Below are 12,124 nucleotides of genomic sequence, written 5' to 3' on the forward strand. Positions count from 1 at the left end.
CCGTATGACGTGGGCAGTGTGACCATAAGTCACGGCGCGCGGTCGACAACAGCGAGTCCGCGACGGCCGACCTCAGGGTCTTCGGGAGGTGATGCGAGGGGACCTCCGGCGCGGTTTCGTTAAATCGTTCAAACGTTTCATCGCGGGTGACCGCACGGCGTGGACCTGCGACAAGATCGGGGGGTCCCGCTCCGGGCAGGTGCGGAGGTGATTAGATTCATAGGTGCGTGGCCCAGGCCGCGCAGCGATGACAACGGCGTCCTCGCACGACACCCTGACGTCCGCCATCACCGCAAGGAAGGCACCACATGCCCCATCCTGTCGATCCGACGACGACCGACGCCTGGCGCGAGCTCACCGACGCGCGCGACGACCTGGAGCCCGACCTGCGTGGCTGGTTCGCCGCCGACCCCGACCGGGCGCGCCGCCTGAGCCTGGACGCCGGTGACCTGCACGTCGACCTGTCCAAGAATCTCGTCGACGACCGGATCCTCGCCGAGCTAGTCCGCCTGGGCGAGCAGGTGGGGCTGATCGAGCGTCGCGACGCGATGTTCGGCGGCGAGCGCATCAACGTCACCGAGAAGCGTGCGGTCCTGCACACCGCTCTGCGGGCACCCGAGGGCACGGTCGTCGAGCTCGAGGGTCACGACGTGGTCCCGGACGTCCACGCCGAGCTGGCCAAGCTCTACGCCTTCGCCGACGAGGTGCGCTCGGGACGCTGGACCGGCGTGACGGGTCGCCGCATCAAGAACGTCGTCAACATCGGCATCGGTGGCTCGGACCTCGGCCCGGTCATGGCCTACGAGGCGCTGAAGCCGTTCGGGCAAGAGGGGCTGGAGCTGCGCTTCATCTCCAACATCGACCCCACCGACGTCCACGAGAAGACCGCATACCTCGACCCCGAGGAGACGCTGTTCATCGTCGCGTCCAAGACCTTCACGACGCTCGAGACCCTCACCAACGCCCGCCTCGCCAAGAAGTGGCTGCTGGACGGCTTGGCCGAGCGCGGCGCCATCCGCGAGGGCGACAGCGACCAGGCGCTCTCGGCGATCGCGCAGCACTTCGTCGCCGTGTCGACGGCGCTGGACAAGGTCAGCGAGTTCGGGATCGACCCGGCCAACGCCTTCGGGTTCTGGGACTGGGTGGGCGGTCGCTACTCCGTGGACTCCGCCATCGGCACCTCGCTCGCCGTGGCCATCGGTCCGGAGCGGTTCGCCGAGCTCCTCGCCGGCATGCACACCATGGACGAGCACTTCCGCACCACCCCGCTGGAGCGCAACGTCCCCGCGGTCATGGGCCTGCTCAACATCTGGAACTCCAACTTCCTCGGCGCCCACACGCACGCCGTGCTGCCCTACGCGCAGTACCTCCACCGCTTCCCGGCCTACCTCCAGCAGCTCACCATGGAGTCCAACGGCAAGAGCATGCGGTATGACGGGACGCCCGTCACGACCGAGACCGGCGAGATCTGGTGGGGCGAGCCCGGCACCAACGGCCAGCACGCGTTCTACCAGCTCATCCACCAGGGCACCCGCCTCGTGCCGGCGGACTTCATCGCGTTCGCGAACCCGTCGCACCCCCTCAAGGACGGCGCCCAGGACGTCCACGAGCTGTTCCTCGCCAACTTCCTCGCCCAGACCGCGGCGCTGGCCTTCGGCAAGACCGCCGAGGAGGTCCGCGCCGAGGGCACCGAGGAGGCTCTCGTCCCCGCCCGCGTGTTCGAGGGCAACCGGCCCACCACGTCGATCATGGCGCCCGCCCTCACCCCGTCCACCCTCGGCCAGCTGATCGCGCTCTACGAGCACATCACCTTCGTCGAGGGCGTCGTGTGGGGCATCGACTCGTTCGACCAGTGGGGCGTCGAGCTCGGCAAGAAGCTCGCCAAGGAGGTCGGCCCGGCCATCGAGGGCGACGCCGACGCCCTGGTCGCGCAGGACCCGTCCACGCAGGGGCTCATCGAGTACTACCGCGAGCACCGCACCAGCTGAGGGGCCACAGACCGAGGGGCACAGACTGAGGGGCACTGACCTGGCTCCGGCACGACGCCGCAGCCACGAGAAGCGGGCCGACCCGAGGGGGCGGCCCGCTTCTCGGCATACGACCTGGTCGCGCTCTAGTCTGGGCCTGCCCTCGTAGCCCAACGGCAGAGGCAGGCGACTTAAAATCGCTCGAGTGCGGGTTCGAGTCCCGTCGGGGGCACAAGACACGAACCGTACGGCCCGGCCCGGTGCGAGCCGTGCACGACGTGCGTTCGAGACGGACGCCGCCTGTCGGGAACATTTCCGGCCGCTGTGGCGTCATGCTGAGAGAGACCGTCGCCACGAGCGTGACGGCCCGATCACTGGGAGAGACCACGATGAGCAACCCGATCTTCGATCGCGTCGACCGGGAGGCGCAGCGCGGCTACGCCGGCTTCGGCCAGCAGCGCACGCCCGACCTGTCCGCAGGCCAGCTCCAGGACATGTATGCCGCGCCGCCGGTCATCCCCGCGCACGAGCGCCGCCTCACGCTGGACGACGTGATGATGAAGGCCCTGCTGCTGTTCGGCATCGTCATCGGCGTGGGCGCCGTCAGCTGGTACGCCTCGGCCCTGATGCCCGCCACCAGCCTCGTCCTGCTCTTCGGCGGGATGATCGGCACGCTGGTCCTCGGCCTCGTCATCGCGTTCAAGAAGGCCATCAGCGTCCCGCTGATCGTCACCTACGCCGTGCTCGAGGGTGCCTTCGTCGGCGCCCTCAGCCAGAACTTCGAGCGGGCCTACGACGGTGCCGTCCCGACCGCCATCCTCGCGACGCTCTGCGTCTTCGGCGCGATGTTCGCCGGCTGGAAGGGCGGCTTCATCAAGGTCACCGACAAGTTCCGCCGGATGATGGGCATGGCGCTCATCGGCTACGCGATCTTCGCCCTGATCAACCTCGGCGCCGCGCTCCTGGGCGTCGGCGGCGGCTGGGGCTTCGGCGGCAGCGGTCCGATCGGCATCGGGATCTCGCTGTTCGCGACCGGCCTCGCGGCCTTCACCCTCGCGCTCGACTTCGACTCGATCGACAACGCCGTCCGCTCCGGCGCCCCGGAGAAGTACTCCTGGCTGCTGGCTCACGGTCTCGTCGTGACCGTCGTCTGGCTCTACATCGAGATGCTGCGCCTCATCGGGCGCTTCCGCGACTGAGCATGACCGCGATCCCTGACGAGGTCAGGGTCGAGCTGGAGCGCGTGGTCCGGCGGTGGCAGCAGCTGCCGCTGGACCACGCGCTTCGCGCGTCCGGCCCGGTTCGCGAGCTCGCCCAGGCCCTGGCCGACGAGGTGGCCGACGCCGAGGCGCGACCCCGCGAGACGTTGCCCGAGCTCGGCCCGGCGACCCTGCTGCACCAGCTCCAGGTGTGCACCTACGACGCCGCCCGCCTGCACCCCGAGGGGCGGCAGGCGGGCGGCATACGGACGCTCGCGGAGCGTCTCGCGCAGGTGCGGCGCGAGATCAGCTGAGGCGCTCGTAGATGATGGCCATGCCCTGGCCGCCACCCACGCACATCGTCTCCAGGCCGTAGGTCAGGTCGCGGGCCTGCAGCGAGTGCAGCAGCGTCGTGGTGATGCGCGCGCCGGTCGACCCGAAGGGGTGGCCGAGCGCGATGGCGCCGCCGTTGACGTTGAGCTTGTCGAGGTCCATGCCGAGGTCGTCGGCGCTCGGGAGCACCTGCGCGGCGAAGGCCTCGTTGATCTCGTATAGGTCCAGGTCCCCGATGGTCATGCCGGCGCGGGCCAGGGCCTGGCGGGACGCCTCGACGGGGCCGAGGCCCATGATCTCGGGGGACAGGGCGCTGACGCCCGTGGAGACGATCCGGGCGAGCGGGGTCAGGCCCAGCTCCTCGGCCTTGTCGGCGGCCATCACGACCACGGCCGCGGCGCCGTCGTTGAGCGGGCAGCAGTTGCCGGCCGTGACCGTGCCGTTCTCGCGAAAGACCGGCTGCAGGGTCTGGACCTTGTCGAGGGTGACGCCGGCGCGGGGGCCGTCGTCGGTGGAGACGACCGTGCCGTCCGGCAGGGTGACCGGCGTGATCTCCTCGGCGAAGAAGCCGCTCTTGATGGCCTCCTCGGCGAGGTTCTGCGAACGGACGCCCCACTCGTCCTGACGCTCGCGCGAGACGCCGCGCAGGGTCGCGACGTTCTCGGCGGTCTGGCCCATCGTCAGGTAGACGTCGGGCAGCAGGCCCTCCTCGCGGGGGTCGCTCCAGGTGGTGTTGTCCTGGGCGATGCGCTTCATGCGCTCCTCGGCGTCCTTGAAGCGGGGGTTCTTGTCGCCGTCGTCCGAGCCGCCGGCACCGGCGAAGCTCTTGTAGCGGGAGACGCACTCGACGCCGCCGGAGACGAACACCTCGCCCTCGCCCGCGCGGATCGCGTGGAAGGCCATGCGGGTCGTCTGCACGGAGCTGGCGCAGAACCGGTTGACGGTCGCGGCGGGCACGTGGTCGAGGTCGGCGAGGATCGCGACGACGCGGGCCATGTTGGCGCCGTGCTCGCCGGACGGCTCGGCGCAGCCGAGGTAGAGGTCGTCGATGAGCGAGCGGTCCAGGCCGGGGACCTTGTCGAGCGCGGCCCGCACGACGTGGGCGGCGAGGTCGTCCGGGCGGACGTCCTTGAGCGAGCCCTTGAAGGCCCGGCCGATCGGGGTCCGTGCGGTCGAGACGATGACGGCGTCCTGCATGCGGCACTCCTTCGTGTCGTGCGGGTTCACTACCCGCAGGTATGCCGAGAGGTTAGCCCGGCTGCGGCTCGTCGGTCACGCTCGCGCCAGGCGGGGTGGCCGACGTCACCTGGGGTCGCCGCAGCCGGCCCACGTCCGGGCGGCGCAGTCGACGCAGCACGGCGCGACGGGTGCGCGTGGTCCGCGACAGGCCCCCGCCGGTGTCCTCCGTCTCGGCCTCGGCGCTCACCTCGGTGCCGGGGTGGGCGACGGCGTGGACGGCGGCCACGTGCAGCGGTCCGACGCCCTCGCCGCGCGACACCTCCAGGGGGCGGTCCGACTCGGGCCACAGGCCGAGCGCGGACGCGACGGACGGCAGGATCGCCGACGCCGCCCGGGCGTAGCCCGCCGCCGAGGGGTGGAACTGGTCCTTGGAGAACATCAGCGCCGGCTCGGCGAGGAAGTCCGGACCGATGAGGTCGCCGAGCGACACCGTGCGGGCGCCCGCCTCGACGGCGGCCACCGTCTGCGCGGCCGCGAAGTCCCGCGACCACCGGCTGACGAGCCACCGCAGCGGCTGGGGGAGGGGCTCGACCGTGCCGAGGTCGGGGCAGGTGCCGACGATGACGGTGGCGCCGCGCGACCGCAGCACTGTGATGGTCTCGGCGAGGTGTCCCACGGCCTCGGGCACGTCCTTGCGGTGGGTCACGTCGTTGCCACCGACGACCACGACCACGACGTGCGGCTCGGGCGCGCGGGCCAGGAGGTCCTCGAGCTGGGCGGGCAGGTCGGTCGACTCGGCGCCCACGACGGCGGCGTTGGTGAGACGGACCGGCCGCCCGGCGATCGCGGAGATGCCGTGGGCCAGGGTGGCGCCGATCGTCTGGCGGCGGTGGTCGACGCCGAGCCCTGCGGCCAGCGAGTCGCCCAGCACGCCGAGCTCGATGGGGTCGCCGAGGCCGGCGCCATAGACGTCGGAGTCCGGCGGCGCGGTCTCGAAGGGCTTGCCCACGACCCGCCGCACCATGCGCGCCTCGACCTTGAGGATGCCGTAGCCGGCCGCCCCCACCCCCGCCGCCCCGGCGAGGCCGTAGCCCCCGCCCCGCGCGATCCTCGTCCCCAGACCCAGTGTCCCCACCTCGTTCGCCGCGTCGATGTCCCTTCAAGGGTAAGCAAACTCGGTTACCTGTCGGTAATGCCCGAGGCGCATCACCTGGCTTCTCCGAGTTCGGCTTCCGTTCACGTCAGGGTGGCCGCGGTGATGCTCGGCACGAGTCGAATGGACGTCTGGCGCAGGCGACTCCCGCTGCTGCGCCGACGACGTGCAGGGGGCCCCGATGGACAGCGACGCACCTCCGCGCCGCCCTGACGAGCACGTCGCGGTCCTGCCGGGCTGGTGGACCACGGTGCAGCAGGCCGAGCAGCAGGCGCTGCAGCTGACGCGCGGCACCGACGTGGTCACTGCGGCCACCCATGTCGTCGACGGCATCGCCCTCGTGACCGCGCAGGTCGCGGGTCCGCACCGGTGGTCCAGCGCCTCGCACCGCGACCACGACCGTTGGGCCGTCATGGCGCGCGACGCCGTCGCCGACCACGAGGCGCGGTATGGCGGGCGGCTGTTCGTGTTTCCCGGCCAGTGCACCCTCGCGGGGGCGATGACGGCGGGGCGGGTGCTGGCGGAGACCGTGATCGACGAGCTCGTCGTCCCCGGCCACCCCGGCCGGATCGACCCCGAGGCCCGGATCGAGGGCCTGGACTTCGTGCGGCCGGTCTATCGCCAGGGGCAGGTCGTCCTGACGCTGCGCCCGATCGGGCCGGGTCTGTTCACCCCGTTCGAGCGGCCGCGGACGGCCGGGGCGCTGCGCCCGAGCATCTGACGCGCCGGAGCATCTGACGCGCCGGAGCGTCTGACGCACCCGACCGCTCGGCGCGCGGGAGGGGCCGACGGTCGACGTGGGGCCACGGGGCCTGCCCAGGTTCGTCCCCCTTTGCCAGACTGCCAGGACACGCCCGATCGAGGAGGATCCATGGCAGACGAGCTCGTCCGCGTCGACCGCACCGGCGACGTCACGACGGTGACGATGACCAGCCCGAGGCAGCGCAACGCCCTGTCGGTCGACATGATGCGCGCGCTGCGCGACGCCCTCGCCGAGGCGGGCAGCACCGACACCCTCGCGGTGGTGCTGGCCGCGGAGGGCCCGGTGTTCAGCGCCGGCCACAGCTTCCGCGACATGGTGGGAGCCACGTCCGAGGACGTCACCGAGCTGTTCGAGCTGTGCACGTCGCTGATGGACACCGTCCAGGCCATGCCGCAGCCCGTGATCGCCCGCGTGCACGCCCTCGCCACGGCCGCCGGCTGCCAGCTCGTCGCGACCTGCGACCTGGCGGTGGCGGCCGAGACGGCGGGCTTCGCGCTGCCGGGAGGCCGCGGCGGGTTGTTCTGCCACACCCCGCTGGTGGCGGTGGCGCGCAACGTCGGTCGCAAGCGCGCCCTCGAGATGGCCCTGTCCGGCGACGTCGTGGACGCGGGCACCGCCCTGGAGTGGGGTCTGGTCAACGCGGTCGTCCCCGAGGACGAGCTGGACGAGGCGGTGGCCGCCCTGGTCGCTCGCGTCACCCGTGGCAGCGCCGCCCAGCGCGCCGCAGGCAAGAGGCTCTTCTACGCCCAGGTCGGCCGGGACCAGTCCGAGGCCTATGCGATGGCGATCGCCGCGATGGCGGACGGCGCGGTGGGGGTCGACGGCCAGGAGGGCATGACCGCCTTCCTGGAGAAGCGGCACCCTCGCTTCACCAGCACCCCGCAGGGTTGATCGGCCGCCTGGGTCTGGACACGTCAGGCCGGACCCCTCAGGTTCGGCAGCTCTGGCCCGTCAGGTCAGGCCCGACGGCTGAGCGTCGACGGCTCAGGCCCGGCGGCTCAGACGCGCAGGTCGAGGAGCATGGTCTCGGCCGTGCCGTCGTGCCCCACCGTGCGATAGCCGAGCCGGCCATAGAGGTTGACCGCCTCGTTGCCGTCCTCCACCGACAGGCTGGCTCCGGCATGCCCCGCGGTCCGGAGCCGGTCGGCGAGCCGCTCAAGCAGGGCTCGTCCGACCCCCTCGCGGCGGTAGTCCTCGAACACCGTGACGCTCACCTCGGGCCACGGTGTCGGCGACGTAGCCGTAGCCCGGGTCCTGCGCCGAGAACGTCCGGGCCCAGGCGACGCCGACGGTCTCGGTGCGCGTCTGGGCGACCACGCCGAGGTCGCCGCCGCGGTGCCCGAAGTCGGCGAAGTAGTGCGCCAGCCGGGGGTTCTCGCGGACCTCCGCACGGCTGGTGCGGTGCCGCAGCCAGTTGACGTTGACCCACGTGGCGACCTCGAGGAGCTCCTCGTCGGCGGTCGTGGCGTCGCGCCACTCCAGCTCGTCCAGCAGGGAGGTCGGGTCAGGCTGCGGGGCGTCGTCCATGGCGCGCACGATAGCCGAGGGTTCAGGCCCCTCCGCGCTGCAGCATGACGAACTCCCGCGGCGAGTAGCCCGTCGCCGTGCGGAAGTCGCGCGAGAAGTGCGCCTGGTCGGCGTACCCCAGGTCGGCGGCCACGTCGGCGAGGCTGCCCTCGTGGTGACGCAACCGGTCGGCCGCCTCGTGCAGCCGGCGACGACGGACGAGCCACAGCGGGGTGAGCCCTAGCCGGCGCTCGGTGAGGCGCTGCAGCGTCCGCTCGGACAGGCCCACCCGCTCGCACAGCTGGGTGACCGTGAGGACCGAGCCGTCCTCCTCGACGGTGCGGACGACGTCGTTCACCAACCGGTCCTCGACGTCCGGAGGGCCCAGGCGGGCGACCCGGTCCTCCACCAGCCGGCGGCCGACGGCGTGGGCTGCCTCGTCGCTCGGGTCCTCGCTCATCACGGCTCGCAGCGCCTCGGGCAGGTCCCCGAGCAACGGGACGGTGGCCAGGTCGACATACCGGTCGGTGATCCCGCTGACCGGCCCACCCAGGAGCGGCGTGCCGGCGGCGGGTGCGAGCATCACGCCGAAGGCCCACCCGCGTCCCTCCAGGACCGTGATCGACAGGCCTCGCCGCGGGCCGACGAACCGTGCGTAGACCGGCGACACGACGGCCAGGGTGACGGGGTACTGCAGGACCTTCTGCTCCCGGCGCCCTCGCTTGGGCCGCTCGGGCCGGTCGGGCTGGTCGGAGTGGTCGGGATCCTCCGGCACGTCCCACACCGGCACCCAGTAGCGCCTGATCCAGCCCTGCAGCGCGTCCGGCGGGAGATAGCGGCTGATCACGAAGCTGTCGTCCGCCGGGTCGCGCAGGTGCGCCCGGTCGATGTCGTCGGTCGCCCGGCCCGGCTGTCGGGAATCGTCAAGACGGCCCATGCCCGCCGAGCCTAGCGTCGGGGTGTCCGGTCCAGACGTGCCCCGCCGTCTCGACTCCCCATCTGCCGAGGAGGCCCTCATGACCACCACCACCCACCCGACCACCAGGACCGACGACAACCCCACCCTCGCGAGCTGGCGGCAGCACGCCGAGCCCTTCACGGCGGTCGTCGTGGCGGCGACCGACTGGGACGCCGCCAGCCCGTGCGAGGGATGGACCGCCACCGACGTGGTGGATCACGTCGTCCAGACGGAGCGGGACTTCGTCGAGGGATGCGGCCTTTCCCTGCCGGTCACCGCCGAGGGATCCCCGGCCGACCGGTGGGCCGCGCACGAGACGGCCGTGGCCGCGCTGCTGGCGGACCCGGCCGTGGGGGACCAGGCGTTCGACGGCCACTTCGGCCCCACGACCGTGGGCGCCACCCTCACCCGCTTCTACGGCTTCGACCTGCTGGTGCACCGCTGGGACATTTCACGCTCCCAGGGCCGCGACGAGGTCCTCACGGATGCCGAGCTCGACGAGATCGACGCCGCCGTGGACGGATTCGGCGAGCACGCCTACGCACCCGGCATCTTCGCCCGACCCGTCGAGGTGCCCGAGGGGGCGGACCGGTGTGCCCGCGTCCTGGCGCGGACGGGCCGCCGAGCCTGAACCCGAGCCTCACCCGGTCCATGGTGTGCGCCGAGGGCTACGATTGCGCACATGACGACGATCGCCGCGCGAGAGCTGCGCAACCACACCGGCGCGCTCCTCGCCCGCGTCGCGGCGGGTGAGCGACTCACCATCACCCACCGCGGCGAGCCCGTGGCCGAGCTGACCCGGCCGGGACGTCGTCGTCGTGGCTACCTCCAGCGGGACGAGGTCCTTGCCGTCCTGGCACCCGGGCGGGGAGGGTCCTGGACGCAGGACCAGGCCTGGATCGGCGCAGGCAGCACCGACGACCTCGGTCCGATCCGGTGACAGCGGCGGCCCGCTGGACACGAGCGTCTGGATCGCCGGCGAGGTCGGGCGCCCCGTCACCGCCGAGGCACTGCCCGAGCGCTCGTACGTCTCCGTGATCACCGTCGCGGAGATCGAGGCCGGCGTCCTCGCAGCCGGCGACGTCGAGACCCGAGCCGCACGCATGGCGACGGCCACGGCGCTCGCCATGGTCGAGGCGCTCCCGGTCGACGAGGCGGTGGCGCGGGAGTGGGCGCGGATGCGCGTCCTGCTCCGTGACGCCGGACGACGCGTCAACGTCAACGACCTCTGGATCGCAGCCACCGCCCGGGCCAACGACCTGCCCGTCTACACCCAGGATGATGACTTCGACGTGCTGGGCGAGGTCTGCGGGATCCGGGTGGTGCGCGTCTGACCCGTGGTCGGCAGTGGCCGCGTCTCGGTCAGGCGCGGGGCGGCTCGACGGTCGTCTGGGCGGGCAGGTCGTCCGAGGAGACCAGGCCGACGGGGCAGGTGTAGCCGTTGGGCCCGTGGTTGCAGTAGCCGCCGGGGTTCTTGTGGAGGTACTGCTGGTGGTAGTCCTCGGCGAAGTAGAACGGGCCCGCGTCCTCGGCCGAGCGCAGCTCCGTCGTCACGTGGCCGTGGCCGCGCGAGGTGAGCAGCCCGTCGAAGGCGTCGCACGCCGCGCGGGCCTGGGCCTCCTGCAGGGGGGTGGTCCAGTAGATCGCCGAGCGGTACTGCGTGCCGATGTCGTTGCCCTGGCGGTTGGCGGTCGTGGGGTCGTGGTTCTCCATGAGGGTGGCGACGATCCGGTCGGCGCCGACCTGCGCCGGGTCGTAGGCCACGAGCACCATCTCGGTGTGCCCCGTGCGACCGCTGCACGTCTCCTCGTAGGTCGGGTTGGGGGTGAACCCGCCCATGTAGCCCACCGCGGTGCCGACCACGCCGGGCAGCTTCCAGAAGATGCGCTCCAGCCCCCAGAAGCACCCGCCCGCGACATACAGGATCTCGGCGGGGGAGCCGTCGGCGGTGGTCCAGGGACCGGTGAGCGGGGCATCGAGGACCGTATGACGGGCCGCCAGCCCGCCCATCGGGGTGTCGCGCCCGGGCAGGGCCTCGGCGGGGGTGACCATCACGGGGGTGGAACGACCGAAGATCATCCCCCCATCCTCCCACGCTCAGTGCGGGGCGTCGGGCGCTGCCGCGGGGATGGGACGCCGCAGCCGCTCGCGGATGTCGATGAGCGCCTTGGCGTGCTCCTGCAGGGCGAGGTCCTCGGGGCGCTGGGGGTTCCACGAGCGGACGTGCTGCTTGTGGCCGTCCTCGTCGAGGGCCACGAGCACCATGGTGCAGTGCGTCGTCGTGCGCATCTCGCCGGTGCGCGGGTTGCCCGATCGCACGTGCACGGACACGTGCATGCTGGAGTGGCCGGTGTAGATGAGGCGGGCCTCCACCTCGACCATGTCCCCGATGAGCAGGGGGCGGTAGAAGCGGACGCCGCCGGCGTAGACCGCGATCACGCTGCCGCGGTGCCAGCGCTCGGCCACCAGCGTCGCCGCCTCGTCGATCCACCGCATGACGATGCCGCCGTGGACCTTGCCGCCCCAGTTGACGTCGGTCGGCGCCGCCATGAAGCGCAAGGTCTCGCGGCAGGCGTCCGTGTCCTCGGTGTAGCGCTGACGCTCCATGTCGGCCTCGATGGCCCGGCGACCCTCGATGCGGCTCTGCGCGAGGGCCTGCTGCTCCCGCTCCCAGTCGTCCTCGGGCACGAACTCCGGCACCGCCGCCGGTCGCCCGTCCTCACCCATCGAGACGAAGACCAGCAGGCACTGGGTGTTGATCGTGAGCGTCCCGTCGCGCGGGTCGCCGGACGAGACGGTCGCCACGATGTGCATCGACGAGCGCCCGGTGTGGACCACGCGGGACTGCACCTCCACCAGGTCGCCGACCTCGACGGGGCGGGTGAAGTGGATGTTGCCGACATACGCCGTCACGCAGTAGGTGCCGGACCACCCTGCGGCACAGGCATATCCGGACTTGTCGATCCACTCCAGCATGCGGCCGCCGCCCACCCGGTCGCGGACGTTGCCGTCGGTCGGTGCCGCCATGAAGCGGAGGGTCACGCTGCGCTGGGTGCCGGGCATGGC

15 protein-coding genes and 1 tRNA gene are annotated in these 12,124 nt (G+C 72.0%); 9 read left to right on the top strand and 7 right to left on the bottom strand.

Annotated features, from left to right (window positions below):
- The first annotated feature begins 308 nt into the window (after window positions 1-308).
- The 4 genes from pgi (at window position 309) to B2P18_RS07880 (ending at window position 3,480) form a co-directional block, all read left to right on the top strand.
- Complete coding sequence (pgi, locus tag B2P18_RS07865; RefSeq protein ID WP_286957891.1) at window positions 309-1,988, top strand: glucose-6-phosphate isomerase; 1,680 nt, start codon at window positions 309-311, stop codon at window positions 1,986-1,988.
- A 138-nt stretch (window positions 1,989-2,126) separates the two neighbouring features.
- Window positions 2,127-2,199 (top strand) — tRNA-Leu (locus B2P18_RS07870).
- A gap of 157 nt (window positions 2,200-2,356) precedes the next feature.
- Window positions 2,357-3,166 carry a Bax inhibitor-1/YccA family protein gene (locus B2P18_RS07875; protein ID WP_029211351.1) on the top strand — a complete coding sequence of 270 codons (810 nt, stop codon included), beginning with the start codon at window positions 2,357-2,359 and terminating at the stop codon, window positions 3,164-3,166.
- A 2-nt stretch (window positions 3,167-3,168) separates the two neighbouring features.
- A complete protein-coding gene (locus B2P18_RS07880; protein ID WP_239264387.1) occupies window positions 3,169-3,480 on the top strand; it encodes a hypothetical protein in 312 nt (103 codons plus the stop codon).
- On the opposite strand, the gene B2P18_RS07885 is transcribed toward B2P18_RS07880, so the two are convergent.
- Both B2P18_RS07885 and B2P18_RS07890 read right to left on the bottom strand, forming a co-directional pair.
- Complete coding sequence (locus tag B2P18_RS07885) at window positions 3,473-4,696, bottom strand: acetyl-CoA C-acetyltransferase (protein ID WP_286957893.1); 1,224 nt, start codon at window positions 4,694-4,696, stop codon at window positions 3,473-3,475. The genes B2P18_RS07880 and B2P18_RS07885 overlap by 8 nt on opposite strands.
- A gap of 52 nt (window positions 4,697-4,748) precedes the next feature.
- The gene (locus B2P18_RS07890; RefSeq protein ID WP_029211353.1) at window positions 4,749-5,813 is read right to left on the bottom strand and encodes an SGNH/GDSL hydrolase family protein; all 1,065 of its coding nucleotides are present in this window, start codon (window positions 5,811-5,813) and stop codon (window positions 4,749-4,751) included.
- A gap of 199 nt (window positions 5,814-6,012) precedes the next feature.
- Here B2P18_RS07890 and B2P18_RS07895 point away from each other — a divergent pair, with 199 nt between their 5' ends.
- Window positions 6,013-6,552, top strand: coding sequence for a hypothetical protein (locus tag B2P18_RS07895; RefSeq protein WP_019285488.1), 540 nt, complete (start codon window positions 6,013-6,015; stop codon window positions 6,550-6,552).
- A 150-nt stretch (window positions 6,553-6,702) separates the two neighbouring features.
- Window positions 6,703-7,485 carry an enoyl-CoA hydratase-related protein gene (locus B2P18_RS07900; RefSeq protein WP_019285489.1) on the top strand — a complete coding sequence of 261 codons (783 nt, stop codon included), beginning with the start codon at window positions 6,703-6,705 and terminating at the stop codon, window positions 7,483-7,485.
- Between the two features lie 107 nt (window positions 7,486-7,592).
- On the opposite strand, the gene B2P18_RS07905 is transcribed toward B2P18_RS07900, so the two are convergent.
- The 3 genes from B2P18_RS07905 to B2P18_RS07915 are packed head-to-tail and all read right to left on the bottom strand — an operon-like array spanning window position 7,593 to window position 9,037.
- Window positions 7,593-7,808 carry a GNAT family N-acetyltransferase gene (locus B2P18_RS07905; protein ID WP_313535345.1) on the bottom strand — a complete coding sequence of 72 codons (216 nt, stop codon included), beginning with the start codon at window positions 7,806-7,808 and terminating at the stop codon, window positions 7,593-7,595.
- Window positions 7,750-8,121, bottom strand: a complete 372-nt coding sequence (locus tag B2P18_RS07910; protein WP_286957896.1) for a hypothetical protein — start codon at window positions 8,119-8,121, stop codon at window positions 7,750-7,752. Before B2P18_RS07910 ends, B2P18_RS07905 begins: the two co-directional genes overlap by 59 nt.
- 22 nt (window positions 8,122-8,143) lie before the next feature.
- Complete coding sequence (locus tag B2P18_RS07915) at window positions 8,144-9,037, bottom strand: helix-turn-helix transcriptional regulator (RefSeq protein ID WP_286957898.1); 894 nt, start codon at window positions 9,035-9,037, stop codon at window positions 8,144-8,146.
- Window positions 9,038-9,116: 79 nt separating this feature from the next.
- Here B2P18_RS07915 and B2P18_RS07920 point away from each other — a divergent pair, with 79 nt between their 5' ends.
- From B2P18_RS07920 to B2P18_RS07930, 3 genes are read left to right on the top strand one after another with little or no spacing between them, the layout of a single operon-like run.
- Window positions 9,117-9,689, top strand: a complete 573-nt coding sequence (locus B2P18_RS07920; RefSeq protein WP_029211356.1) for a maleylpyruvate isomerase N-terminal domain-containing protein — start codon at window positions 9,117-9,119, stop codon at window positions 9,687-9,689.
- Between the two features lie 51 nt (window positions 9,690-9,740).
- Window positions 9,741-9,998, top strand: coding sequence for a type II toxin-antitoxin system Phd/YefM family antitoxin (locus B2P18_RS07925; RefSeq protein ID WP_029211357.1), 258 nt, complete (start codon window positions 9,741-9,743; stop codon window positions 9,996-9,998).
- Window positions 9,904-10,392 (top strand): PIN domain-containing protein, encoded by a 489-nt coding sequence (locus B2P18_RS07930; protein WP_286957900.1) that lies wholly within the window; start codon window positions 9,904-9,906, stop codon window positions 10,390-10,392. Before B2P18_RS07925 ends, B2P18_RS07930 begins: the two co-directional genes overlap by 95 nt.
- 28 nt (window positions 10,393-10,420) lie before the next feature.
- On the opposite strand, the gene msrA is transcribed toward B2P18_RS07930, so the two are convergent.
- Window positions 10,421-11,137 (bottom strand): peptide-methionine (S)-S-oxide reductase MsrA, encoded by a 717-nt coding sequence (gene msrA / locus B2P18_RS07935; RefSeq protein ID WP_239264393.1) that lies wholly within the window; start codon window positions 11,135-11,137, stop codon window positions 10,421-10,423.
- 18 nt (window positions 11,138-11,155) lie between these two features.
- Window positions 11,156-12,121 (bottom strand): acyl-CoA thioesterase, encoded by a 966-nt coding sequence (locus B2P18_RS07940; RefSeq protein ID WP_286957902.1) that lies wholly within the window; start codon window positions 12,119-12,121, stop codon window positions 11,156-11,158.
- Window positions 12,122-12,124 lie beyond the last annotated feature (3 nt).

The sequence above is a fragment of the Arsenicicoccus sp. UBA2120 genome (genome assembly GCF_002330965.1).
Classification (GTDB): Bacteria; Actinomycetota; Actinomycetes; order Actinomycetales; family Dermatophilaceae; genus Arsenicicoccus; species Arsenicicoccus bolidensis.